General features: G+C 66.3%; 19 protein-coding genes. 7 read left to right on the top strand and 12 right to left on the bottom strand.

From position 1 onward, the window contains the following. Positions 1-54 precede the first annotated feature (54 nt). Entirely contained in the window at positions 55-879 is an 825-nt protein-coding gene (locus tag SPICUR_RS06730) for a RibD family protein (protein ID WP_023367380.1), read from the top strand. Here SPICUR_RS06730 and SPICUR_RS06725 read toward each other — a convergent pair. The 5 genes from SPICUR_RS06725 to SPICUR_RS06705 are packed head-to-tail and all read right to left on the bottom strand — an operon-like array spanning position 866 to position 5,021. After that, entirely contained in the window at positions 866-1,747 is an 882-nt protein-coding gene (locus SPICUR_RS06725; protein ID WP_023367378.1) for a lysylphosphatidylglycerol synthase transmembrane domain-containing protein, read from the bottom strand. The two genes, SPICUR_RS06730 and SPICUR_RS06725, sit on opposite strands and share 14 nt — an antisense overlap. After that, on the bottom strand, positions 1,735-2,538 hold the full coding sequence (locus tag SPICUR_RS10015; protein WP_023367376.1) for a class I SAM-dependent methyltransferase: 804 nt from the start codon (positions 2,536-2,538) through the stop codon (positions 1,735-1,737). The genes SPICUR_RS06725 and SPICUR_RS10015 overlap by 13 nt, the downstream gene beginning before the upstream one ends. Positions 2,539-2,559: 21 nt before the next feature. Further along, on the bottom strand, positions 2,560-3,636 hold the full coding sequence (locus tag SPICUR_RS06715; RefSeq protein WP_023367374.1) for a glycosyltransferase family 4 protein: 1,077 nt from the start codon (positions 3,634-3,636) through the stop codon (positions 2,560-2,562). Continuing rightward, positions 3,633-4,037, bottom strand: a complete 405-nt coding sequence (locus tag SPICUR_RS06710; protein WP_023367372.1) for a 6-pyruvoyl trahydropterin synthase family protein — start codon at positions 4,035-4,037, stop codon at positions 3,633-3,635. Before SPICUR_RS06710 ends, SPICUR_RS06715 begins: the two co-directional genes overlap by 4 nt. Before the next feature lie 9 nt (positions 4,038-4,046). Then, the gene (locus tag SPICUR_RS06705; RefSeq protein ID WP_041382412.1) at positions 4,047-5,021 is read right to left on the bottom strand and encodes a zinc-dependent alcohol dehydrogenase; all 975 of its coding nucleotides are present in this window, start codon (positions 5,019-5,021) and stop codon (positions 4,047-4,049) included. Positions 5,022-5,084: 63 nt separating this feature from the next. Between SPICUR_RS06705 and SPICUR_RS09930 the strand changes: the two genes are divergently transcribed. From SPICUR_RS09930 to rssA, 3 genes are read left to right on the top strand one after another with little or no spacing between them, the layout of a single operon-like run. Continuing rightward, a complete protein-coding gene (locus tag SPICUR_RS09930) occupies positions 5,085-5,801 on the top strand; it encodes a CDP-alcohol phosphatidyltransferase family protein (RefSeq protein ID WP_023367368.1) in 717 nt (238 codons plus the stop codon). An 11-nt stretch (positions 5,802-5,812) separates the two neighbouring features. Then, the gene (locus SPICUR_RS09925; RefSeq protein WP_148291331.1) at positions 5,813-6,406 is read left to right on the top strand and encodes a YceI family protein; all 594 of its coding nucleotides are present in this window, start codon (positions 5,813-5,815) and stop codon (positions 6,404-6,406) included. Further along, positions 6,399-7,367 (top strand): patatin-like phospholipase RssA, encoded by a 969-nt coding sequence (gene rssA / locus SPICUR_RS06690; protein ID WP_023367364.1) that lies wholly within the window; start codon positions 6,399-6,401, stop codon positions 7,365-7,367. Before SPICUR_RS09925 ends, rssA begins: the two co-directional genes overlap by 8 nt. On the opposite strand, the gene SPICUR_RS06685 is transcribed toward rssA, so the two are convergent. Beyond that, positions 7,364-8,377 carry a phosphoribulokinase gene (locus tag SPICUR_RS06685; protein WP_023367362.1) on the bottom strand — a complete coding sequence of 338 codons (1,014 nt, stop codon included), beginning with the start codon at positions 8,375-8,377 and terminating at the stop codon, positions 7,364-7,366. The genes rssA and SPICUR_RS06685 overlap by 4 nt on opposite strands. 108 nt (positions 8,378-8,485) lie before the next feature. On the opposite strand from SPICUR_RS06685, the gene rraA reads away from it, so the two are divergent. From rraA to SPICUR_RS06670, 3 genes are read left to right on the top strand one after another with little or no spacing between them, the layout of a single operon-like run. Next, entirely contained in the window at positions 8,486-8,965 is a 480-nt protein-coding gene (gene rraA / locus SPICUR_RS06680) for a ribonuclease E activity regulator RraA (RefSeq protein ID WP_023367360.1), read from the top strand. Positions 8,966-8,995: 30 nt separating this feature from the next. Further along, positions 8,996-9,454 (top strand): CBS domain-containing protein, encoded by a 459-nt coding sequence (locus SPICUR_RS06675; RefSeq protein WP_051373247.1) that lies wholly within the window; start codon positions 8,996-8,998, stop codon positions 9,452-9,454. Beyond that, positions 9,432-9,836: an RNA-binding S4 domain-containing protein gene (locus tag SPICUR_RS06670; RefSeq protein WP_023367356.1), complete on the top strand. Its 405-nt coding sequence runs from the start codon at positions 9,432-9,434 to the stop codon at positions 9,834-9,836. The genes SPICUR_RS06675 and SPICUR_RS06670 overlap by 23 nt, the downstream gene beginning before the upstream one ends. Here SPICUR_RS06670 and uvrA read toward each other — a convergent pair whose 3' ends face one another. From uvrA to SPICUR_RS06640, 6 genes are all read right to left on the bottom strand, one after another. Continuing rightward, on the bottom strand, positions 9,837-15,356 hold the full coding sequence (uvrA, locus tag SPICUR_RS06665; protein WP_023367354.1) for an excinuclease ABC subunit UvrA: 5,520 nt from the start codon (positions 15,354-15,356) through the stop codon (positions 9,837-9,839). It lies immediately after the preceding gene. Then, a complete protein-coding gene (locus SPICUR_RS06660; RefSeq protein ID WP_023367352.1) occupies positions 15,349-17,376 on the bottom strand; it encodes a tRNA(Met) cytidine acetyltransferase TmcA in 2,028 nt (675 codons plus the stop codon). Before SPICUR_RS06660 ends, uvrA begins: the two co-directional genes overlap by 8 nt. After that, positions 17,376-19,220, bottom strand: a complete 1,845-nt coding sequence (locus SPICUR_RS06655) for an ABC transporter ATP-binding protein (RefSeq protein WP_023367350.1) — start codon at positions 19,218-19,220, stop codon at positions 17,376-17,378. The genes SPICUR_RS06660 and SPICUR_RS06655 overlap by 1 nt, the downstream gene beginning before the upstream one ends. A 9-nt stretch (positions 19,221-19,229) precedes the next feature. Continuing rightward, on the bottom strand, positions 19,230-21,065 hold the full coding sequence (gene recQ, locus SPICUR_RS06650; protein WP_023367348.1) for a DNA helicase RecQ: 1,836 nt from the start codon (positions 21,063-21,065) through the stop codon (positions 19,230-19,232). Positions 21,066-21,129: 64 nt separating this feature from the next. Continuing rightward, a complete protein-coding gene (locus SPICUR_RS06645) occupies positions 21,130-24,222 on the bottom strand; it encodes an error-prone DNA polymerase (protein WP_023367346.1) in 3,093 nt (1,030 codons plus the stop codon). 6 nt (positions 24,223-24,228) lie between these two features. Next, positions 24,229-25,155 (bottom strand): DMT family transporter, encoded by a 927-nt coding sequence (locus tag SPICUR_RS06640; RefSeq protein WP_023367344.1) that lies wholly within the window; start codon positions 25,153-25,155, stop codon positions 24,229-24,231. Between the last annotated feature and the right edge of the window lies 1 nt (position 25,156).

Genomic DNA, 25,156 nt, shown 5'->3' with positions numbered 1-25,156 from the left:
CTTGAAGACGATTTCTCGCAATAGACCGTCCAGGCCTGTAACAATTCCGCCAATATGGCACAAAAAGACGTTTCAGGAACGGGGCAGCGGCCAGAGACGGTCTGGCCGGCGCTCATCCGCCAGTGTCGGGGTCAGGCCATCGGCGGATCGGTCGCGGCCGATGCGCAATGTCTGGAACCAGCGGATGTGGCCGGTCTGTCGGCCCCTGCGATCGACGCTGCGCTGAGCGCCCGCTACGCCCCTCTGACCCGTCCGGTGACGGGGCGGCCGCGGGTCGTTGCCCAACTCGGACAGAGCCTGGACGGCCGGATCGCCACTCCAAGCGGCCACTCACGCTACGTCACCGGCGAGGCTGACCGGGTCCATCTGCACCGCCTTCGGGCGCTCTGCGACGCGGTGCTGGTCGGGGCCGGAACGGTCGTCGCCGATGACCCACAGCTGACGGTCCGGGCGGTCAGCGGTCCCAACCCGACGCGCGTGGTCGTGATCAGCCGCGATCATCTAACCCCCCATCGGCATGTATTCGTGGATGGCGCCGCGCCGACCTGGGCGGTGACCCCCCCGACCGCCACAGCGCCGCCGGTGGATCGACATTTTCCGCTCCTGGATGGGTCACCGGCAGCGGTGCTGGAGTGTCTGTCCGCGGCAGGTATCCGCCGCCTGCTGGTGGAGGGAGGCGCGCAGACCGTCTCGGCATGGCTCGCGGCAGGCCTGGTGGACTCGCTCTACCTGGTCGTGGCGCCGGTGATCATCGGCTCGGGTCCAACAGGGCTGAACCTGCCGACGATCGACCATATGGACCAGGCGTGGCGGCCCACCGTCGAGCCCTTCGCGCTGGGAGCGGATCGACTCTATCGGCTCGACTTCAATGGCGCATGACGGCGATCAGGCCGGGTGTACTCGCGACCAGTGACAAGGCCCCGTAGAGAACGGCAGCACTGACACCTTCCGCCGCCGGAAGGCCGGCGAGTGGCCAGAGGACGGCTGCAGCGCCCTCCCGTAATCCCCAGCCGGCGATACTCGCCGGGATCAACATCGCAAACAGCACCAGCGGGATCAGCGGCAACCAGGTCGCGGGCGACGACTCCGGCGCCAGTGACAGCACACAGGTTGCGTAGACACCAATATAACTGGCCGCCACCAGGATGGAGGCGATCAGCTGAATGGGCAGAACACGCGGCGCCAGCAGTGCGCAGCGCAGTGCCTGCCACCAGTCGATCAGCCAGTGCGGGCGCCATCCGGTGATCAGTGCCAAGGCGGCGAATGCGGCGCCGATGGCACCCATCAGCGCAACTGCCCCGGTGAACCAGGCGTCCGGTAACGCCAGTGCCCCGCCTGGGCGCCAATACCCCCAGACCACCAGCGCCAGCGCGACCATCGCCAGCTGCCCCGAGAAGCGTTCGATCACAACGGCCTGGAATGCGGGGCCACGACGGGGCGTATTGTGACTGTGACGCCAGGCACGCTGGGCATCACCGACAACACCGCCGGGCAGTATCTGATTGACCAATGTCGCCAGGTAGTACTCACGGACCGCGACGCCGGGGCGCAGCGGCACTGCCAGCTGCGCCGCGGTGAACCGCCATCGCCAGGCCGATAGCAGGACCTGGGCGACGGTGATCAGGAGGCCGGCGACAAGCCAGCGCCCGTCCACCTGCTGGAGTTGCTCGAGTACCCCGGCACCGAACCGCTCGGCGATGAAGCCAAGGATCAGCAGACTGATCAGCAGCCGGATCAGTCGCGGCACGGGATAGCCAGCAGGTCCTGATGACCCACGCGGATGTCGCTTCGCTCGAGCAACCGCAGCCGTTCGTTCAGCCAGTGATCGATGGTCTCGGTGGCGTCGGGGCGCTGCACGCGGGCGGCCTGGTGCCAGCCCTCAATGAGGAGTCGCTGGAGTGAGGCCTCCTCGGGGCCGAGCCGCCAGTCACTCCGGCGACAGTCGACCTGTGCCCCGCGCTCGGCAAACAGTCGGGCCGCGAGGGCGCTGGCGTCCGGTCCCAGCGCCGGTCCCATATCCTTCGATCCACGCTGATGGGTGAGTACCGCGGCCTCGACGAGCTGATCGCCTGATACGGCGGGTGCGAGCGACAGTCGAGCATCCACGCTCAGGGCGAACAGTGCCGGTATACGCCGCTGGCAGCAGATATCCACGACCCGCCGCATCCAGTCCTCGGAGACAAGATCCAGCAGGGCCGAGGCGGTGAGCAGATCCGGTGTCTCCGGCAGACAGTCGGGGAAACCGGCCAGCTCCGCTGGATGGGCACGGGCAAGGACGCGCGTGTCACTGGCGCTTGCATCAGTGGGGGCGGCCGCCACGGCACGTTCGAGCAGCTCGGTGTCATGGTCGATGAGTGTCCACTGCTGGCGCTGTGGCAGTCGCGGGGCAAGGTAGCGGAGATTGCTGCCGGCCCCCGCGCCGAGATCGGCGATGGTGACAGACCGATCCGTCGGCAGGAATGCGGCGAGGATCTCGGCGAGATCGTCGGCGCGAGCCGCATGATCGGCCGGCTCCGGGGCGGGGGGGGGGAGCCGCATGATCGGCCGGCTCGCGGAGCGTCAGCCAGCTGGCCGGGAATCGCTCGGGCATGGTGGATCCTCCTCCAGGATATCGATGAAATCGGCGATGCTCTGATCCCAGTCGTTGAGCTGATTGCGAGCATGTCGAGCGCCGCGGGCCAGCCCCTGCCGCCGTTCGGGACGATCGAGCAGCTCCGCCAGCTCGGTGGTGAGTGCCTCGACGTCATCCGGTGGAACGGCGATACCCGCGCCCGGCGGGAGGGTGGTAGCCAGCGCTCCCCCAGTGGTGGTGACGATGGGCAGACCGTAGGCGACCGCCTCACTGATCACCATCCCGAAGCCCTCGTAGACCGAGGGCAGGATGAACAGATCGGCCGCCCGATAGGCCGCGTCGAGCTGTTGGTGATCGATGGCGCCGCAGAGCTCGACGCGATCGGCAAGGCCCAGCCGATCGCGTTGTGCAGCAATCGCCGCGGCATAATCCGGATTGAGATCGGTCGTGCCCACCAGTCGGCAATGCCATGGTCGGTCGACGAGCCGGGAGAGGGCATTGAGCAGGTGATGCTGCGCCTTGCGTGGGGTCAGTGAGGCGACGCAGAGCAGCGTGGGGGTGTCACCGGGCGAACCAGCGGCGAGGGGGCGGGGTGTGCAGCCCGGCGGCACAACGTGAACGCCACCGTCATGGATACCGAGTGCGCTGAGGCGTTGCGCGGTGAATGCGCTGGTGGTGATGACCCGCTCAGCCAGGGCGATCGCCCGGGCTTCGTCGGTGATCCACTGCCGCGCGCGATCGGCCTCGATGCCGGTCTCATCGGCAATCGGGTGGTGGATCAATGCATCAACGCGGAGCCGCCCGGCGTGCCTGGCGAATACGCGCTCAAGCCCCCCCAGCACCAAGCCATCGACGATGACCCGCTGCCCCGACGGGAGCCTTGACAGCGCGGTGGCCACGGCCTGGCGGGCGGTCGCATCGGCGTCGGGGTACCGGCCGGGCAGCTCATCCACCCACACCGAGCGTCCCGCCGCGCGCAGCCCGGCGATGATGGTCCGGTCGTAACGGCTGCCGCCGGTGGGTCGCGCCAGCGCGCCGGGTACCAGGAAGTGGCAGTCGCTCACGGCTGCAGCGGACGCTCGTAGGCCGCCGAGGCGATATGCGATTCATGCAGCGTAATGCGGATCCGGTCCAGCGTGCGCGCCGTCTCGCCGAGCTCACCGTCATGAATGGCGCCGGCGAGCGTATCGGCAATGTGTCGGGCGAGATGCTCGGTGGTGGTGTTCACGCCCTCGAACGCCGGAAGGGTGTCGAGATTGGTCAGGTTATAGCGGCCCAGTATCCGGTGCAGGACGTCCGTGGCGCGGGCAATGTCGACCACCACATTATCGGCGTCGAGCCGATCGCGGAAGAACGTTGCGTCGGTGACGTAGGTGGCGCCGTGAAGGGCCTGCGCGGGCCCGAATGTCTCACCCTGGAAGCTGTGCGCGATCATGAAGTGGTCGCGGACGTTGACGCTGTACATGCTGACTCCTCAGTAGTTAACGCGATGACAGAGCCCCGAGCCGTTGACGATGTCGGCCATCGCCTCGGGGAGTTGGTCGAAGGCTGTTTCGCCATCGATCAGGCAGTCCCATTGGGGATGCCCGGCGAGCAACGCCAGCGCCTTGCCCAGGCGCCGGGCGTAGGTCCAGCGCGCTCGCATGGCGGGCGGGATCTGTCCCACCTGGCTGCCCCGCAGCGTCAGGCGGCCGGAGTGGAAGGCCTCGCCCAGCGGGACGCGGGGATGGCGATCGCCAAACCAACTCGCCTCGACCAGGGTGGCCTCATCGGCGGCGACTCCCAGCGCAAGGGCCAGACCGTCCTCGCTGCCGCTGGCGTGGATGACCCGGTCGTTGCCGCGGCGGGCGCCGTCCGGGTGGGCGAAATCGACCCCCAGCGGATCGGCGAGGGTGCGACGGGCCGGGTTGATATCCACCAACTCCACCTCGGTACCTGGCATTTCCGCGCACAGGGCGGCTGTCAGCGCACCGACGACGCCCGCACCGATCACGCTGATTCGCTCGCCGGCCCGCGGGGCGGCATCCCAGCAGATATTCAGCGCAGTCTCGGTATTGGCGGCGAGAATGGCGCGTTCCGCTGGCAGTCCTGTGGGCAGTGGCTGGACGGCGGCCGCCGGCACCGTGTAGCGGCTCTGGTGGGGATAGAGACAGAATACGGTCTGCCCCTGCCACGCATCGGGTCCGGCCTCGACGACGCCGACGCTGGCGTAGCCGTATTTGACCGGCGCCGGGAATGAGCCCGCCTGAAACGGCGCGCGCATCCGCTCGTACTGACTCTCGGGGATCCGCCCCTGCCAGACCAGCGATTCGGTGCCGCGGCTGATCCCGGAGTGGAGCGTGCGGATGCCGAGCTCCCCCGCCTGGGGCTGGCTGACCGTTTCTGCCCGAAGGGCGCCTACGCCTGGATGCGTGATCCAGAAAGCCCAGCTGCTCTGCCCGTCCGTCACCACGTGATTGTCCCCTGTGCTGCTAGAATTCGGAGAAACCGATCGGATAGCCGGAGCGTAGCATTGGTTCCCCCTGAGACCGACGAGTCGCCGTTACAGATTCTCCCTGATTTCCTTGTCGCCGCCATTGTGCTGGCAGCGGCCGCGGGTGGCCTGCAACGGGTGCTCGATCTGCCAGCGGGCGTCATGGTTCTTGCCCTGGTGGCCTATGCCGCGATGGCACTGATGGTCTGGCGCCAGCGTGGTAACCGCCCCCTGACCCCGGCTGATCGGGTGACCATGGGGCGCGGTCTGCTGGTCATGCTGCTGATTGGGCTGCTGCCCTCGGCCGGGGCGCTGCCGGCCGAGCCAGCACTGCCGTTCGCGCTGGGTATAACGGCGGTCCTGCTGGATGCCCTTGATGGATGGGTTGCGCGCCGACTCGATTGTGCGACGGCGGCGGGTGCCCGCTTCGATATGGAGCTGGACGCGGTGCTATTGCTGGTGCTCACGCTGTGGATCTTCCAGCTCGGCCTCGCCGGCGTCTGGGTGCTGGCGATCGGCGCCTGGCGCTACGGCTTCATCCTCGCCGGCCGCTGGCGCCCGTCGCTGCGCCAGCCACTGCCCGCGTCCCAGCGACGGCGTATCGTCTGTGGGATTCAGGCGATCAGCCTGGCGGTTTTCCTGGCCCCCGGGTTTCCGGCGTTGTGGGTGCCGCCTCTGGCCGCTGCCCTGCTGGTACTGCTCAGCTATTCATTTATAGTGGATATCATCGCTTTATGGCGGTTGCCCGACCACTGAGGAGATGGGTCATGGCTCGATATCTATGGCAATCAACCCTGCTTGCGCTCTGCCTGGTTGTGACGACCGTCGTCCGGGCAGAGCCGGAGCGTTTTCGCATCGACGAGAGCCACGTCAGCGTCGGCTTTCTGGCCGGGCATGCCCGGTTCGCCGATGTGCTGGGTCAGTTCACCGACGTCTCCGGTGGCTTCGTCTATGATGCGCAGACGCAGACGTTGGTGTCCGGGCGTGTCGAGGTCGCGGCGGAGACGGTCTTCACCGGTCATGATGAACGCGATGGCCATCTGCGGGGTGGCGATTTCCTTGCGGTCGATGCCCACCCGGTCATTGCCTTCGAGGCGAGCGGCTATGAGCCCGTCGATGACCGTCAGGGGGTGCTGAGCGGTGATCTCACCCTGCTGGGTGTCACTCGCGCCATCGAGCTTGATCTCACTCTCAACCGCCGTGGTGATCACCCGATTGGCGGTGCCGATACCCTGGGCGGGTCCGCACGGGGAACGATCCAGCGTAGTGAATTCGGCATGGATTATGCGCTGCAGGGGGATCTGGTCAGCGACGCCATCGAGCTGATCGTCGAGTTCGAGGCGGTCCGGCAGGATGACTGAGCCGTCGCACGCGGCCAGACGCTCGAGCATTGGCCTGGCCCTCGGTGGCGGTGCCGCCCGCGGTTGGGCGCATATTGGCGTTATCAGGGCGCTGCAGCGCCAGGGAATCGAGCCGGACATCATTGCCGGGACATCGGTAGGGGCCATCGTTGGCGCCATGTTCGGCAGCGCTCGGATCGATGCCTTCGAGGACTGGGTCAGATCGCTCAAGCGTCGAGATGTTTTCAGCTATATCGACTTCGCGCTGGGTAACGGGGGCTTCGTCCAGGGTCGCCGATTGATGGCGCAGCTCAACGAGACACTGGGTGTAGCGGATTTCAACGAGCTCGGCTGTCCGCTCGGTGTCGTCGCCACCGACCTCTACAGCGGCCAGGAGCGGTGGTTGCGTGAGGGTGATCTGGCGACCGCGGTGCGGGCGTCAATGGCGCTACCCGGTCTGTTCACACCCGTTCAGGTGGAGGGTGAGTGGCTGGTCGATGGCGGTCTGGTCAACCCGGTACCCGTCTCACTCTGCCACGCCATGGGCGCGGATCGTGTCATTGCCGTGAATCTCAGTGGGGGACTGGTCGGGCGTCGTATCCAGTCTCCGCTGCGTCAGACCGATATCCATTCGAGTGATCCCGCTCCAGCCCACGGGGCGGAGGCGGCCACCGCCAGTGATTGGTGGCGACGGCTGACGGGCGGGTTGCGGGACGGCGCCGAGACACTCCAGGCCCAGTTCGAGAGCGGTGGTGCGGACTCGGCGCCGGGTGTGTTCGATGTGATCGCCACCTCGATCAATGTCATGCAGGATCGGATCACCCGCAGTCGCATGGCCGGTGATCCGCCCGATCTGATCGTTACGCCGGACCTCGCTCATATCGACCTGCTCGAGCTGCACCGCGGTGAAGAGGCGATTTCCGAGGGAGCGGCGGCGGTCGACCGCCTGCAGCCAGCGATCGACACCTTTCTCAGGGATTAGCTGCTCAGCGCGACGATGCGATTGAGGATGGGCCAGGCCACCAGCATTTGGGCGAAGCGGACCGTGGCCGGCTGGGGCCTGTCACTGCCGGGGTCACCCGCTGGGGCATCCAGACCGACAAAGGCGGCAATGGCGTACTCCAGGGTCTCGAGCGCCGTGGGGGCCATATAGCCGTCAACGTGCAGCACGTTGACGGCCTCACCGCGGAACTGACTGGGCACCGTGGCGAGCATGAATGGCATCGCCTCCTGACGGGTCATGTTACTCAGGTCCACCGGCAGGAACAGCGATTGCTGATCGTCGTCGCGCGGCGTCACGATCATCTCCAGGTGATAGCAGGTTTCGGGCATCTCGGCGCTGAGCTGGCCCACAGCCAGGCGACTCAGTTCGCTCGGATGAATGCGCAGGATGACATCAGCGACATCCTGCTGGCGGGCGATCCACTGCTCGTACTGATTCGCCCGACGCTCAATCTCGGCGGCGGCATCGGACTGGGCATACCCCCGTTCCCGGGTATCGCGGCGCTGTTTCCAGTCATGTTTGACCGCCGCGTCGGTATCGACATAGACGGAGAAGTCGAGCAGCGGCCGGAATGCCGGGTAGAGCGTGTGCAGGCCCTCGACCACGACGATCGGTGTCGGCGTATGCAGGCGCGGGGCGCGGAATGCGCCCGATTCATGGTCATAGATAGGCACCTCGACCGCCTCACCGGCGCGCAGGCGCTTGATATGACTGACCGCCTGCTCAAGGTGGTTGGCGTCGGGATCGAGCGGGGTCCGTCCCGTGATCCGTCGCGTGGCCCGATCCTCGGCGTGGTAGCCATCGAGGCTGATCTGACTGACGCGCTCTGGCCCCAACAGCCATTCGATGCCCTGGGTATAGGTGCTCTTGCCACTCCCGCTGTCGCCGGCCACACCAATGATGATGGGACGCTCAGGGTCGGCGAGTCGTGCCGGCAGCTGGTTGGCGCCAGGGCGCGGTGCCTTGTCGGGGGAAATACTGGCTGTCATCGACCGTATTGTCCGCCGCCGCGGCCGGCTGTCAAACCGTAATAGCGATGGAGTTGCTCGGCGTCCGGCGGACCGTTAGCGTTGGAGCATTATCCAAGGAGTGTCCGGATGGCAATCAAGACGACAGATCTCTGCGACGACCACGCCGACGAACTGCGCGTGCTCGCCCCCATTTTCGGCGATTTCGGTGGTCGCTACGGATTCGCGGGGACCATACAGACAGTGAAGACGTTTGAGGACAACAGCCGGGTCCGCGACGTACTGGAAACGCCTGGCGAGGGACGAGTGCTGGTGGTCGATGGCTCGGGCTCGCTGCGCTGTGCGCTGATGGGGGACCAGCTCGCCGCCAAGGCGCGTGACAATGGCTGGGCGGGGTTGCTGATCTATGGATGCGTGCGTGATGCCGCCGATCTCGCGAACCTGGATATCGGCATCAAGGCGATCAATACCCATCCCTGCCGCAGTCAGCCCAACGGTGAGGGCGAAGTCGGTGTGGTCGTGACGCTGGCGGGTGCCACCCTGACGCCGGGCGAATGGCTCTGTGCCGATCGTGACGGTATCGTAATTGCGGAAAGCGCGCTGGTCTGACCGGCGTCAGAACAACCGGAGGACAGGGGTATGCCCAATACAATGCGATCGCTGCTGCGCGAGGGCAGTGGTGGCCTTCAGGCGCTGGGTCCTGACAGTTCAGTCGCCGACGCCGTGTCGCTGATGAACCGGCGCAACATCGGTGCCGTGCTGGTCATGACGCCCGACGAGGCCCTGCTGGGGATTTTTACCGAGCGTGATGTGCTGCGCCGTGTCCTCGGGCAGCGGCTCGATCCGGAAGAGACCCCGCTGGAGTCGGTGATGACCCGGGAGGTGTTCTGGATTTCGCCCGCGGCGAGCACTGATCAGGCGCTTGCCCTGGTGGCACAGTGCAATGTCCGCCATCTGCCGGTCATGGACGAACAGCGGGTGCTGGGTATGATCTCGGTGCGGGATCTGAGCACGGCGGTGGTTCGCGAACGGGATATGGAGGTCGCGGCCCTGACCAGTTATCTGCATGGCAGTTATGGCGGCCATGTCGGGGGCTGAGTCGGTTCGTCTGGATCGTTGGCTTTGGGCGGCGCGCTTTTTCAAGACCCGCCGTCTGGCCGTGGATGCGATCAAGGGAGGCAAGGTCGATGTCGACGGGGTTCGGGCCAAGCCAGCCCGCGCCGTGCGCATCGGTCAGCGGCTTGTGATTCACAAGGGCCCGCAGACTTTTGAGGTCCACGTCGACGGTCTCTCCGAGCAACGCGGTCCAGCCGCGCAGGCGCAGATGCTCTATACCGAGACGCCGGACAGCGTGCGCGCCCGGGAGCAGCAGCGCGAATCGCTTCGTGCCGCATCGGCAGCGCAGCCACGGCCCGATCACCGCCCCGACCGCCGCGACCGTCAGCGCCTGGCTGACTTCAAACGGGGCGGCCGCCACTGATCAGGGGCGAGGGCCCATGAATTCGCCCAGCAACCGGCCGGTGTGCGACGTCCGGTTTCGGCAGACCTGCTCGGGCGTGCCCTGAGCAACGATCCGGCCGCCGCCGTCACCGCCTTCCGGGCCCAGATCGATGAGCCAGTCCGCCTCGGCGAGGACATCCAGGTTATGCTCGATCACCACGACGCTGTGACCGGCATCCACGAGGCGATGGAGAACGCCGAGTAAACGCTCGACATCGGCGATATGCAGACCAACGGTCGGTTCATCGAGGATGTAGAGGGTCTTTGCCGGTCGGGCGCCGCCCGTCTCCGGCCGTGCCTTGGCGAGTTCACTGACCAGCTTGATGCGCTGCGCCTCACCGCCGGAGAGGGTCGGACTGGGCTGGCCAAGCGTCAGATAGCCGAGGCCCGTGTCGCGCAGCAGCCTGAGCGTGTGGTGCAGGCGATGATGGGCGGCGAAGAAATCCACCGCGGTCTCGATCTCCATGTTCAGGACATCGCCAATCGAGCAGCCTCGCCAGGTCACTGCCAGCGTCTCTGGCGTAAAACGTTGTCCGTGGCAGCTCTCGCAGGGAACCGTTACATCGGGCAGGAAGTTCATTTCCACCCGGCGCATGCCCTGTCCCTCGCATTCCGGGCATCGCCCCTCGCGGGTGTTGAAAGAGAACCGGCCCGGCCCATAGCCGCGGATACGGGCCTCTTCAGTCTGGGTGAACAGGCGCCGGATTTCGTCATAGATACCGACATAAGTCGCCGGGCAGGACCGCGGCGTCTTGCCGATCGGTGTCTGATCCACCTCGAGCACACGGTCGATTGACGCTGAACCCGTTATGGTCCGGCACCCCCGCGTGGGGGCGTTGATATCTCCCTTGCGACCAACGCGATGGGCCAGGCTGCCATGCAGGACTTCCCGGACCAGGGTGCTCTTGCCCGATCCGGACACACCGCTCACATCGGTCATGCATGCCAGCGGGATGCGGGCACTGACATTACGCAGATTATGGGCGTGAACGCCGCCCAGCTCGATGGCGTCCGCTTCATGCGGATCGCGGCGCTGACCACGCAGTGGATGCTCAAGCGGATGGGCCAGCGCCCGGCCGGTGACCGAGTCCGGGTTGGCGAGCAGATCATCGAGCTGGCCCTCGGCCACGATGCGCCCGCCCTCGACACCGGCACCCGGCCCGAGATCGATGACATGCTCCGCGCGCCGGATCGTATCCTCATCATGCTCGACAACGACCATGGTATTGCCCTTTGCCTGGAGGGCCGCCAGTGTATCGAGGAGCATGCGGTTATCGCGGGCATGCAGGCCGATCGTCGGTTCATCGAGGATGTAGCAGACACCCTGGAGATTGGAGCCGAGCTGGGCGGCGAGGCGGATACGCTGCGCTTCGCCACCCGATAAGGTGGGCGCCGATCGATCCAGCGTGAGGTAGCCAAGACCCACTGCTTCCAGAAAACCCAGCCGCCCCTGCAGTTCAGCGATGACGTCATCGGCGATCCGCGCCTCGCGCGCCGCGAGTGTGATGCCCCGGAAAAAGGCCGCGGTCTGTTCTACCGAAAGTGCCCCATAGTCGGCGATGCCCCGGTCCAGAAAGCGCACTGACAGGGCTTCAGGCCTTAGCCGATGGCCGTTGCAGACTGGACAGGGGCGGGTTGTGTCGTCTTCAGTCAGCTGCCACTGGCGCTCCTCGCCGGTCTGCTCGGCGTCGAAGCCCTTGAGCATGGCGCCGGTGCCATAACAGCTCGGGCACCAGCCATGGCGGGTGTTGTAGGAGAAAAGCCGCGGGTCGAGGGGAGCGAAGCTTCGATGACAGCCCGGGCAGGCCCGTTGTGTGGAGTAGAGCGTTACAGCCCCGCTCGCCGTCGCCACTCGAACCTGGCCCTTGCCATATCCGAGCGCATGCTCGAGTGCGGTATCGAGCGCCTTCTCATTGGCGGGATCCGGCGTCACCGTCGCCACCGGCAGATCGATGTCGTGCTCCTGATAGCGATCCAGCCGCGGCCACTGATCGGTGGGACGGTCCTCGCCATCCACCCGCAGATGCGTGAATCCCTTGCCGGCGGCCCACTGGGCAAGATCGGTGTAGTAGCCCTTGCGAGCGACCACCAATGGTGCCAGCAGCGTCACGGACTCGCCCCGGCAGTCCTCGATCAGCCGGGCGGCGATGGAGGCCTGGCTCTGCTCGCGGATAGGCCGGTCGCAGTCCGGACAGTACTGGGTCCCGAGCTTGACGAACAGCAGGCGCAGGAAGTGATGGAGCTCGGTCATTGTGGCGACCGTGCTCTTGTGTCCGCCACGGCTGGTGCGTTGTTCGATGGCGACCGTGGGTGGAATCGCAAAGACTGCATCGACGTCGGGACGAGCGGCGGGCTGGACGAACTGCCGCGCGTAGGCGTTGAGTGACTCGAGGTAACGCCGCTGCCCCTCGTTGAAGAGGATATCGAAGGCGATCGTGCTCTTGCCCGAGCCCGACAGCCCGGTGATGACCGTGAGCTGGTCCTGCGGAATGCGCAGATCAATCCCGCGCAGGTTGTGCTCGCGGGCGTTGCGGATCTCGATGGCCCGCGGTTCGGACGGCCGGACCGCTGGGGCGCTGGGCTCGGCCATCCGGTCGTGGTTCGGCGGTGGCGGCGGCGCTTGCCGATCGGTGGCATAGCGCTTCAGCGCCATCCCCGTGTGGCTGTCCTCGACCGTCATGACCGTTTCCGGCGATCCGGTGGCGAGCAGCTGTCCGCCACCGGTGCCGCCCTCCGGGCCAAGATCGATCAGCCAGTCGGCGGCCAGCATGACATCAAGGTTATGCTCGATGAGGATGACCGAGTGGCCGACCGTCAGCAGCCGCTCAAGTGCAGTGAGCAGGACCCGGATATCCTCGAAGTGCAGACCGGTGGTGGGCTCATCGAACAGAAACAGTTTGTGCCCGCCGCCACGCCGCCGGGCCTTGGCGAGATGGCCGGCGAGCTTGAGGCGCTGCGCCTCGCCGCCGGACAGGGTGGGGACTGGCTGGCCGAGTTTCATGTAACCGAGGCCGACGGCCGCCAGCGGCTCGAGCCCGCGGAGCACGTCGTTCTGGTCGGCAAAGAACTGCCGGGCCGCATCGACGGTCATGTCGAGGCACTCGGCGATGGAGGCCGGTGCCTGTTCACAGCCGGCCGCTGGCGCCAGTCGCACCTCGAGGACCGCATCGCGATAGCGTCGGCCATCACAGGTCGGACAGCGCAGATACACATCGGAGAGAAATTGCATCTCGACATGCTCGAAACCGTTGCCGCCACAGGCGGGGCAGCGGCCGGCGCCGGCGTTGAAGCTGAAGGTGCCGGCGGTATAACCACGCTCCCGGGCGAGTGGCTCGCGGGCGAAGGCCTTGCGGATCGGATCGAAGGCACCGACATAGCTCGCTGGGTTGGAGCGTGTGGTGCGGCCGATCGCGGACTGATCGACAAGGACCACCTCATCGATCGATTCGGCATTGTCGATGCCATCATGGGCGCCGGGCGGGTCAACCGCCTCACCCAACCGCTTGCGCAGCCCCCGATAGACGATCGACTCGAGCAGCGTTGACTTGCCCGATCCCGATACCCCGGTCAGGCAGACCAGCCGGTGTAGCGGCAGATCGATGTCGACACCGGTGAGATTGTGCTCCCGCGCGCCGCGGATGGTCAGCCACTGATCCGGCTGCGGTCGCGCCTGACGCCCGCTACCCGCCTCGACGCGCCGTCGCCCCTGCAGATAGGCACCGGTCAGGGACTGGCTATCCTGGATCAGCGCTTCGGGAGTGCCGTTGAACAGAATGCTGCCCCCCTCGCGACCGGGGCCAGGGCCGATGTCGATCACTCGATCGGCGGCGCGCATGATGTCCGGATCATGCTCCACCACCAACAGGGTATTGCCGGCATCGCGCAGGCGGTGCATCACGCCGGTGATACGCTCGATGTCGCGGGGATGTAGCCCGATGCTGGGCTCATCGAGGACGAATAGCGTGTTGACCAGTGAGGTCCCCAGTGCGGTGGTCAGATTGATCCGCTGGACCTCCCCCCCTGAGAGCGTCCGCGACTGACGATCCAGGGTGAGATAGCCGACACCCACCCGCGCCAGGAACCCCAGCCGGGTCTGGATCGCCTCGAGCAGTAGCGGTACGGCCTCGTCCATGGGGGCAGGCAGATGGAGCGCATTGCAGAACCGCTCGACCTGCGCGAGCGGGAGGCTCATCAGGTCATGCATGTTCAGCCCGGGCAGGGCCTGGAAGGCCGCCTCGCCCAGCGTCATGCCTCGCGGATGATGGCGCTCGGCGGGCGCCACCGCGTCATTGGCCTCGACATGATCGCCGAGTCGCCAGAGCAGGGACTCGGGGTTGAGTCTTGCCCCGCCGCAGTCCGGGCAAAGGTCATAGCTCCGGTATTTCGAGAGCAGTACCCGGACATGCATTTTGTAGCTCTTCGACTCCAACCGGTCGAAAAACCCGCGTACGCCGTACCAACGCTGACGTCCGCGGCCCTCGCCCTCAATCACCCAGTCGCGATCCGCGGCGGGCAGGTCACGCCAGGGGATGTCAGTGGCAACACCACGACGCTGGGCATGCCGGATCAGGTCCTTCTGGCATTCCGCGGACTTGCCGGACTGCCAGGGCCGGATGGCACCGCCCGCCAGGGTCTTGCCCGGATCGGGGATGACCAGCCCGTCATCGATCCCCATGATCCGACCGAAACCGCGGCAGGTCTCACAGGCGCCCACCGGAGAGTTGAACGAGAACAGACTTGGGCTCGGATCGCGGTAATGGCGGTTGCAATCGGCGCAATGAAGCGCCTGTGAGAAGCGATGCTCGGCGCTCACCTCGCGCTGGTCGTTGAGCACCTCCACCACCAGATGACCACGCCCGTGCTGGAACGCGGCCTCGACCGCCTCTACCAGACGGTCGCGCCGGGCGGCCTCCACCCGGACACGATCCTGGGTCACCCGCAGCCGCTCATCACTGATGTCGCGAATGCGCGTATAGCCCTGACGCTCGAGCAGGCTGCGGATCTCCGCGGAGTCGTAGTGCTCGGGGATGGCGGTATCGAAGGCGATCACGACACGGGCGTCCGGGCATTGCTCGCGGAGTCGGTGATAGACCCCATCCGCGGTGTCCCGGGTTACCGCGCGCCCGCAGCCGCCGCAGTAGAGCCGTGCTGCGCGGGCGAACAGCAGCTTGAGGTGGTCGTTGAGCTCGGTCATCGTGCCCACCGTGGAGCGCGACGTGCGGACCGGGTTGGTCTGATCGATGGCGATCGCCGGTGGGATGCCTTCCACCCGGTCGGTGGCCGGTCGATCCATGCGATCGAGGAACTGTCGGGCGTAGGGCGAGAAGGTTTCGACGTAGCGGCGCTGACCCTCGGCGTAGATGGTGTCGAAGGCGAGCGACGATTTACCTGAGCCGGAAACGCCGGTGATCACCGTGAACTCGCCGGTGGGCAGATCGAGATCCAGATTGCGGAGATTGTTCTGGCGGGCACCGCGGATACGGATGCAGGAATCACTCATGGTGGAGCCTCGGGCGTTGGGCGATCAGGTGACGCAGTCGGGCGATGGCGTCGCGGCGGCCTGAAACACCGGCTGCCTGCGCCATCGCGGCGGTATCAAGTGGCTGTTCGACCGCGGCTGCAATCAGGGCCTGATCGCAGGGCGCTTCATTATCTCCAGCACGGGTCAGCCCCGCCCAGCGAGCCACCGCGGCATGACTGTCCAGTAGCGGGCGATGGCCAGTCGCGAAGGCCTGCAGGTCCGCCCGGTCGATGGCGTCTCGCTCCCAGTCGTCGAGCGGGCCGGGGCGGAGCCGACTCCGCAGGGAAACGGACAGACCATGGAGGCTATGGTTCAGCTGATCCGGCAGATGACGGGCAAAACGCCGATCGGCCGCTTCTTCCAGCGCTTGCCCAGCGGCATTCAACGCGCGCAGAAGGATCACCGAAAATGTCCCGCTGCGCGCGTCGCGGCGGTTGCCCACCCGTACCGGCCTGAACCCACAGGCCACCCAGAAATCGAGCAGCCCGGCGGTCATTCCAAAGCTCGTACCGAGCCAGTCCATCTCCGCCGCCGATGCATCACGACGGGCGGCCTCGATCAGGCGCCGCCCGACGCCGTGGCGTCGGGCCTGCTCATGGACGGCGATGCGCTGGATGCGCCAGCCCCGATGTCCCGCGGCATCCGCCACCCCGGCATGGAAGGTGAGCGACTGGGCGATGAGATGACCGCTGGGCCGCCGTTGCCCCAGGTGGATGGCCCGGCACAGTTCGGGATCGATTCCACCCTCGGTCCGTGCCGCGAGCACGCCAATGATCCGGCCCTGATCCCGCGCGGCATAGAGCCGGACGGATGGATCGTCGAGCAACTGGCGCAGATCCCGTGGCCGGGTCTGGTAATGGCCGGCGACCAGCAGTCCGAAGGCGTCGCGCAGATCCTGCTCCGAGCCGGCGAGCGCCTGTGGCTCGACCGAATCAATCGTCACGGCGTCTGGTGCGCGATGGGCCTCGGGCTCGGCACTGAGCAACAGGATCCTGTCGATGAGGGCCTCCAGCGGGTCATCAGCCGCCCACCGGACCGGTTCGGCGAGATGCCGGTGCTCAAACCATCGTTCCGGATCGGCGAGTGTCTTTGCCAGACGCAGGTTCATACCGCGACCGCTGCCCTCATAACCATGGACAGTGCCGGTCAGTACGCAGTGGGGGTTATCGTCGACGAGCTGGACGACCAGCGGTAGGGGCAGGGCGGCTGCCTCATCGATCAGCAGCAGTGAAGATGCCGGTGTGACGGCCTCTGGTGCCAGAAATCGTGGCCCTCGATCGCCGGCGCAGGCGAGTGCGGTGGTGGTGGCGGCCCGCGAGGGCGCGGTCAGTCGTGGCGTCTCGGCGAGTGACATGGTCTGGATTGCCATCCCCAGTGCCGCGGATTTGCCGCGACCCCGGTCCGCCGTAACCAGCAGTGTCCCACCCTCGGAGCGACGGGCCAGGGCGTCGATCGCTTCAATGATCTGTTGCTGGTCATCGGTGGGCTGTCGCGGCGTATCCTCGCGGCAGACGGCGCTGCCGGCGGGTAAGGGTAAGGGCTGATTGGTGGTTGTCAGACGCTGGACTGCCGGATCATCGGTCAGGCAATCGATCAATCGTGTGATGAACACCGAGCCGCGTGGATCGGGGGCGACGCCCTCGCTGAGCAGCGCGGCGAGGACCGGGTCCGGTTGTTGGGGCCATACCGCTGCGGGGGGCGTCAGTAGCAGTCCGATGCCAGACCCGTCGATCGTGCCCGAGAGGGCGCCCAGATCGTCGGGATCAAGGCCGGCATGCGCATCGAGGACCCCGACCGATAGTGTCTGCCCGAGTAGCTGTCGGCCATGCCCCGGTGGTACCCGCCGGATGGTGTTGGTGCGCGCTCCAGCGCCCGTCTCCAGGGAGCCAATCCAGCCGATGGCCGCCGTCGCCCGTTCATCGAGAAGCTGCAGGGCCCGCCGGCGGCAGGTGACGGCGTCTCCCTCGATCCAGATCAGCGACCGCCAACCGCCCGGCATTATTGATAGCCTGCCGCCTGGAGCCGGAACAGACGGGCATAGTGGCCATTCTCGGCGAGCAGTGAGTCGTGGTTGCCGCGCTCGATGATCCGACCGCCATCCATGACGATAATCTCGTCGGCCATGCGCACGGTCGAGAAGCGATGTGATATCAGGATCGCCATCCGGTCCTCGGTGAGGGCCCGGAAGTGTTCGAATATCTCCGCCTCGGCCGCGGCATCCATCGCCGCGGTTGGCTCATCGAGCACCAGCACATCGGCACCCTCGCGCATGAAGGCGCGGGCGACGGCGATCTTCTGCCATTGACCGCCCGAGAGCTCGCGGCCGTCGCGGAACCAGCGACCCAGCTGGGCGTGGTAGCCGCCGGGGATGTCTTCGATGAAGGTCTCCGCCAGTCCCTTGCGGGCCGCGCGTTGCCAGCGCTCCTCGTCGCTGAAATGAGCCACGTCGCCGGCGCCGATGTTCTCGCCCACCGGCAGCTGATAGCGCATGAAATCCTGGAAGATGATGCCGATGCGCTCGCGCAGCGCGCTGCTGTCCCAATCACGTAGATCGGTACCATCGAGCAGGATCCGCCCGCTACTGGGGGCATAGAGTCCGGCCAGCAGCTTGATCAGGGTGGTCTTGCCCGATCCGTTGCTCCCCACCAGCGCGATGCTGCGGCTGGGCGTGAGATGCAGCGAGACATCGGACAGGGCATCGAGCTCACTGCCGGGATAGCGGAAGCTCACTGACTCGAATCGCAGGCCGTCACCCGGATCGGCACCGGCGGTCGCCTCGCCGCTGCCCACCGTGATGGGCTGTTCGAGGTATTCATAGAGGTTGGACAGGTAGAGGTTGTCCTCGTACATCCCGCTGATGGCCGTCAGGCTCGCGCTGACCGCGCTCTGCCCCTGGCGAAAGACGCTCAGATACATCGTCATCTGCCCAAGCGTAATCTGACCGGCCACGGTGGTCACGACGATCCAGGCATAGGTGCCATAGAACGCCAGCGTAGCGATCAGCCCCAGGCCAAACCCCCACAGATCGCGTCGCAGCGTCAGGCGACGGTCTTCGCGATAGAGCCGTTTGAAGATGTCGCGGTAGCGTTGCAGGAACAGCGGCCCGAGCTCGAAGAGCTTGACCTCCTTGGCGCTGTCCTCCCGCGCCAGGACTGTCTCGAGGTACATCTGCCGCCGTGTGTCGGGGCTGCGCCAGCGGAACAGTCGGAATGCATCACCGGAGAATTTCGCCTCGGAGAAGAACTGCGGCAGACCGGCAGCGACCAGAATCGCGACGGCCCAGGGTGAGAAACCGAGTAGCAGACCAGCGAAACTCGCCAGCGATATGCCGTTCTGGATCAGGCCGAAGGTGCGGTTGACCAGGCTGAGTGGCCGGCTGGAGGCCTCGCGCCGGGCCCGCGTGAGTTTGTCGTAGAACTCCGAGTCCTCGAAATCCGCCAGCTCAAGGGACTGCGCCTTCTCGAGGATCATGACGTTGACCCGCTGTCCGAGCTGGGCGCGCAGCAGCGACTGGGCGATCTGGATGGCTCGCTGAGCGCCGGCGATCCCCATCATGATCCCACCCTCCAGCGCCACCAGCCAGAGCAGGTCGGCGGGGATGCCGGCATTGGCATCGATCGCCGCCACCACGCCGTCGACGATGAGCTGTCCGACCCACGCCGCGGCGGCGGGCAGGAGGCCAGCGATCAGCGTGCCCGTGGCAAGCACCACGGTAAGCAGCCGACTGGTCTGCCAGACCAGCTCAATGGCGCGGCGGCTGTAGCGGAAGACCCCCAGATACTCCCGCCAGCCCTGGTTCGAGGTGCCGGAGGAGGCCGTGGTTGAATGCGGAGAAGCTGCCATCGCCCCAGTTTAACGCATGGACGAGTCGGGTAACGCCGCCAGCGTATCGAGGAAGGCTTCAGCATAGCGCTCGAGTTTGCGGGCGCCGACGCCGGGCAGTGCCGCGAACTCCTCGAGATTGCTCGGTTGCTGCTCGACCATCGCCAGCAGAGTGGCATCGTGGAAGATGACATAGGGCGGGACGCCCTCGGTGTCGGCGAGACGTCGTCGCTGCGCCCGCAGCGCCGCCCAGGTATCCGGGGCCATCGCCACATCGGCGGCGGCCACGCGGGTGCGGGGTTCGGACCGGCGGGCCGGGAGGTCCTCGCGCAGCGAGAGTCCGCACTCGCCGCGCAGTAGCGGCCGGCAGGCGTCATTGAGGCGCAGGCCGCCGTGGCCGTCCGGATCGGGTTCGAGGTAGCCGCGGGCGAGGAGTTGCCGGGTCACCGACTGCCAGGTGGCGCGGGCCAGGTCTTTACCGATGCCGAACGTGCTCAGCCGATGGTGACCGCGCTGGCGGATTCGTTCGTTGTCCTGCCCCAGCAGCACATCGATCACATGCGCGGCGCCGAACCGCTGACCGGTCCGATAGACGCAGGACAGTAGACGCCGCGCCGGATCGGCGGCGTCCCAGGTGCGAGGGGGTGACTGGCAGTTGTCGCAGTGGCCGCAGTGGCCCGCATAGGACTCGCCGAAATGCGCGAGCAGGGTGGGCCGGCGGCATTCACTGGTCTCACAGAAGCCCAGCAATGCCTCGAGCCGGTGCTGCTCGCGGCGTTTGTGCCCTTCACCGGCCTGCGACTCGGCCCCCATCTGGCGAATCCGGTAGATGTCCTGCAGACCGTAGACTAGCCAGGCCTCGGCCGGCAGTCCGTCACGGCCCGCGCGACCGGTTTCCTGATAGTAGGCCTCGAGGGTCTTGGGTAGATCGAGATGGGCGACAAAGCGCACGTCCGGCTTGTCGATGCCCATGCCGAAGGCGACGGTTGCGACCATGACCAGTCCCTCCTCGCGGAGGAATCGGGCCTGGTGGTGGGCCCGGAGCGTCGATTCCAGACCGGCATGATAGGCCAGTGCCGGGACGCCGCGGGTGTTCAGCCAGTCGGCGATCTGTTCGGTGGCGCGGCGCGACATGCAGTAGACGATCCCGGATTCGCCGGCATGACGGTCGCGGATGAACTGCAGTAGCTGCTCCCGGGGACGCTCCTTGAGGCCGACCTGATAGCGGATGTTGGGGCGATCGAAGCTCGAGACGAACGACGCGGCATCGCTCGGAAGCAGGCGGTCACGGATTTCCTCGCGGGTGCGCTGATCGGCGGTGGCGGTAAGAGCAATCCGCGGTACGTCGGGAAAGCGCTCGGCAATCACGCCGAGCTGCAGGTACTCGGGCCGGAAGTCATGACCCCACTGGGAGACGCAATGCGCTTCATCGATGGCGAAAAGGGCGACATCGATGCCGGCGAGGCGTTGCATCAAATCGCTGTTGAGCAGGCGTTCGGGGGCGATATAGAGCAGATCGATATCGCCGGTCCGCAAGGCATGCTCGGTCTCTGCGCGCTCCTCCGTCGGCAGGCTGGAGTTGAGCGCGGCGGCCCTGACGCCCTGCTGTCTGAGTGCTGTGACCTGATCGGTCATCAGGGCAATCAGCGGCGAGACGACGACGGCGACACCGGACCGGACCAGTGCCGGAATCTGGTAGCAGAGCGACTTGCCACCACCGGTGGGCATGAGCACAAGGGCGTCGCCGCCGCCGATCACGTGCTCGATGACCTCGGCCTGACGGCCGCGGAAATGCGAATAACCGAAGACCGCCTCGAGGACATGGCCGGCGGAAACGCTGGGTTTGCTGGACATCGCGTCGTGCATGCGTTGGATCAGTGGGCGCCCATTGGACAGAAGCCACTATCCTATCGCTGCAATGCGAGGGACGTCAGTGAAAATCCCGTGATCGAGTCTGCAGTTCGCCCAGCAGGTGGCTGTGGTCCTCGAGTCGACCGGCGACAAGATGGTGAACGTCGCCCCGCTGCTCCCAGATGCCGACGACGCCCAACAGCCGGGCACCGACCACCAGCGAGCGCTGGCGTTGGGCGAGGTCCTTCCAGATCACCACGTTTACGCTGCCAGTCTCATCCTCCAGCGTGAGAAAGACCACACCGCCCGCCGCTCCCGGGCGCTGGCGGTTGATGACCAGACCCGCCGCGCGGGCGATGCGCCGGTGGCCGCTTTGCCCCAGTTCCGTGGCCGGTCGATAGCCATGCTGTCGCAGTCTCGCTCGCAGCAGTGCCAGGGGATGGCGACCCAGGCTCAGCCCGATACCCCGATAGTCACCGATCAGGTCTTCGGCCTCCGAGGGGGCGGGGAGGTCCGGTGCGGGCTCTTTCGCCGATACCGATTCGAGAAGCGGGCCGCGCGCCTCGATGCCGAGGACCTGCCACCAGGCTTCGCGGCGATGCCCGCCGATGCCCGCGAGCGCTCCAGCATCCGCCAGTGCCCGGAGGCTGCCACGATCCAGCCCGGCGCGGCGGGCGAGGTCGGCGATGTCGGTGAATGGTCCGTCCCGCTCGCGGGTCCGGCACAGCCGTTGCGCCGATGCTGCGCCGAAGCCATGGATCAACCGCATCCCCAGACGCAGGCTGGGGTGAGTGGATGGATCGCCATGCTGCTCGAGACTGCAGTCCCAGTCGCTGAATCGGACATCCACTGCCTCGACATCGACGCCGTGGGCCCGTGCGTCGCGGACCAGCTGGGCCGGGGCGTAGAACCCCATGGGTTGGCTGTTGAGCAATGCACAGACGAACGCCGCCGGGTAATGACGCTTGATCCACGCGGAGACGTAGACCAGCAGCGCGAAACTGGCGGCATGGGATTCGGGGAATCCGTAGTCGCCGAAACCGCGGATCTGCTCGAACAGCCGTTCGGCGAATGCCGGTGAGTAGCCGCGGTCACTCATACCCTCGAGCAGCCGCTCACGGAACGATCCCAACCCACCGCGCTTTTTCCAGGCGGCCATGGCCCGACGCAGCGAGTCCGCCTCACCCGGGCTGAACCCCGCCGCCACAATCGCGAGTTGCATGACCTGCTCCTGGAAGATGGGCACGCCCAGAGTGCGCTCGAGCACGCCACGGACGGCCTCACTCGGGTAGTCGACGGCCTCCCGTCCCTCGCGGCGTCGTAGATAGGGATGCACCATGTCGCCCTGAATGGGGCCAGGGCGGACGATCGATATCTCGATGACGAGATCGTAGAAACAGCGCGGCCGCAGACGGGGCAGCATGGCCATCTGGGCCCGGGATTCGACCTGGAATACACCAACCGTGTCGGCGCGCTCGAGCATGTCATAGACGGCCGGATCCTCGGCAGGGATATCGGCCAGCTCCATGCGCCGTCCGTGATAGCGCTCGATCAGCTCAAGGCTGCGCCGTACCGCACTGAGCATGCCCAATGCCAGACAGTCGACCTTGAGCAGTCCCAGGGTCTCGAGATCGTCCTTGTCCCATTGAATGATGCTGCGCCCCGCCATGGCGGCGTTCTCGGTGGGGACGAGCTCACTCAGCGGGCCCTGGCTGATCACGAATCCCCCCACATGCTGGGAGAGGTGACGCGGGAACCCCACCAGTGCCCCGGCCAGCGTGACAAGGCGGTGGATCATCGGGTTGGCAGGGTCAAATCCCGCCTCCCGGAGCCGGTCAGGATCGATGTCATGACCATCCCACCATTGCAGTGTCCCGGTCAGGCGGTCGATCTGATCGGTGTCCAGTCCCAGCGCCTTGCCGATATCGCGTATCGCACTGCGGGGGCGGTAGCAGATCACCGTCGCGGCCAGAGCGGCGCGATGTCGTCCGTATTTGCGATAGATGTACTGAATGACCTCCTCGCGTCGGTCGTGCTCGAAGTCGACATCGATATCCGGTGGCTCATTGCGCTCGCGGGAGACGAAGCGCTCGAAGAGCAGACTCGAGCGGGATGGATCGACCGCGGTGATACCCAGGCAATAGCAGACGCTGGAGTTGGCTGCCGAGCCCCGCCCCTGGCAGAGGATGCCCTGACCGCGGGCGAATCCGACGATATCGTCGACGGTGAGGAAAAAGGGCTCGTAGGCGAGTTCGCGGATCAGCGTGAGCTCGTGTTCAATGGACGTACGGACCCGCTCGGGGATTCCCTCGGGCCAGCGTCGAAGTGCACCGGCCTCAACCCGGTCACGCAGCCAGCTGGCGGGAGTATGTCCAGCCGGAACCAGCTCCTCGGGATACTCGTAGCGTAGTTCGTCCAGGGAAAAATGGCAGCGCGCGGCGATCCGGACAGTTTCGGCGATCATCGCCTGAGGATAGTCGATGGCGATGCGATGCCTCGGTCGCAGGTGCCGCTCGCCATTGCCTCCGAGGGCATGGCCAAGTTCGCTCAGCCGCTGGCCATGACGAATGGCGGTGAGGGTGTCCTGCAGTGCCCGCCGGCCCCGACGGTGCATGATGACGTCGCCGGTCGCGACCGCGGGCAGGCCCTGGCGGCGGGCGATGCTCTGGCAGTGCTGCAGTCGCTCGCCATCACGCCCGTCCCGATGGATCGCAGTGGTCAACCAGCCACGCCCGGGGAATGTGCGCTTCAGCCAAGCGGCGTTCTCCGCATCGTCCTCAGGACTGGTGACGAGTAGTGCCAGACAGCCGGGAACGCCGTCCTGCAGATCCTCACGGCCGAGTCGATAATGGCCCTTGCCGGCCTGGCTGCGGCCCAGCGCGACCAGTGCCGAGAGTCGGGCATAGGCGGACCGATCCGGCGCCAACACAACGAGATGCAGGCCATCATCGAAGTGGAACTCGCTGCCAACGATGAGTTGTATGTCGCGCTCCCTGGCGGCGGCGTGGGCTCGGACCACACCGGCCAGAGAGCACTCGTCAGTGATCGCGAGTGCTTGATAGCCCAGTGCATCGGCCTGTTGGATCAGCTCCTCGGGATGCGAGGCACCCCGCAGGAAGCTGAAGCTGCTGATGCAATGGAGCTCGGCATAGGCGGCATCGACAGCTGCCATGTCCGGTCAGCCGAGGATTCGCCGGGCAACGCCAGGAACCGTGAGCAGTACCACCGCCACCGTCAGCATGACCGCGCCGATCAATCCATAGCGACCCAGTGCCTCGCCGAGGAGCGCCCATGCCAGCAGCGCCGCGCCCAACGGTTCGAGCAGCACGAGGATGCTGGAGATGGTGGCGGTGGTATGCCGCAGGCCATTGAAAAAGCAGATATACCCTAGTGTGGTTGGAATCAGGGCGATGTAGGCGAGTGCTGGCACTGCGATGGCCGCGCCCTCAACGAGTGGCGTTACGCCCTCCACAAACAGGATGGGTAGCATGGCCAGTGCGCCGATACCGAACCCAAGGGCGGCGCTCTGCATGGGATGGACATGATCGGCCGCATAACGACTGATGAGTGTGAAACCGGCATAGATCGCGGCCGCGGCGAGTCCGAAGCCGAGTCCGGCCCACAGCCCGTCGCCGATATTCAGCGCCTGGGGAGAGACGACCAGCAGCGCCGTACCAGCGATGGCGATCGCCATGGCGGTGAGGATGCGACGGGTCAGGGGCTCACCCAGCAACAGCGTGCCGAATAGGGCCACCAGCACCGGCGCCAGACAGAGTGTGACCAGTGTGGCCAGTCCAGCGCCGATCCGCTCGACGGCGCTCAGATAGCCCGCCTGGAACCCGGCCTGAGCGAGGCCCAGCGCCAGCAGCCAGCGCCCGGTTGACGGTGGTAGTTGCAGGAAGCGTCGGCCCTGATGCAACCACCCCACCGCCATGAAAAGCGGGGCTGCGATCGCGAGTCGGATGAACGCCACCATGAAAGGGGAGACATCGGTCTGCTCGAACAGTATCCGGGACATGATCCCGGTGGTGCTCCAGAGGATGGCGGCGACCGCCACGAGCAGGATGCCACGGCTGCGATCGAGCCCTGGGAAAGATATCGGCATA

The sequence above is a fragment of the Spiribacter curvatus genome (assembly GCF_000485905.1).
Lineage (GTDB): Bacteria > Pseudomonadota > Gammaproteobacteria > Nitrococcales > Nitrococcaceae > Spiribacter > Spiribacter curvatus.
This window is presented reverse-complemented; position numbering and strand designations above follow the sequence as displayed.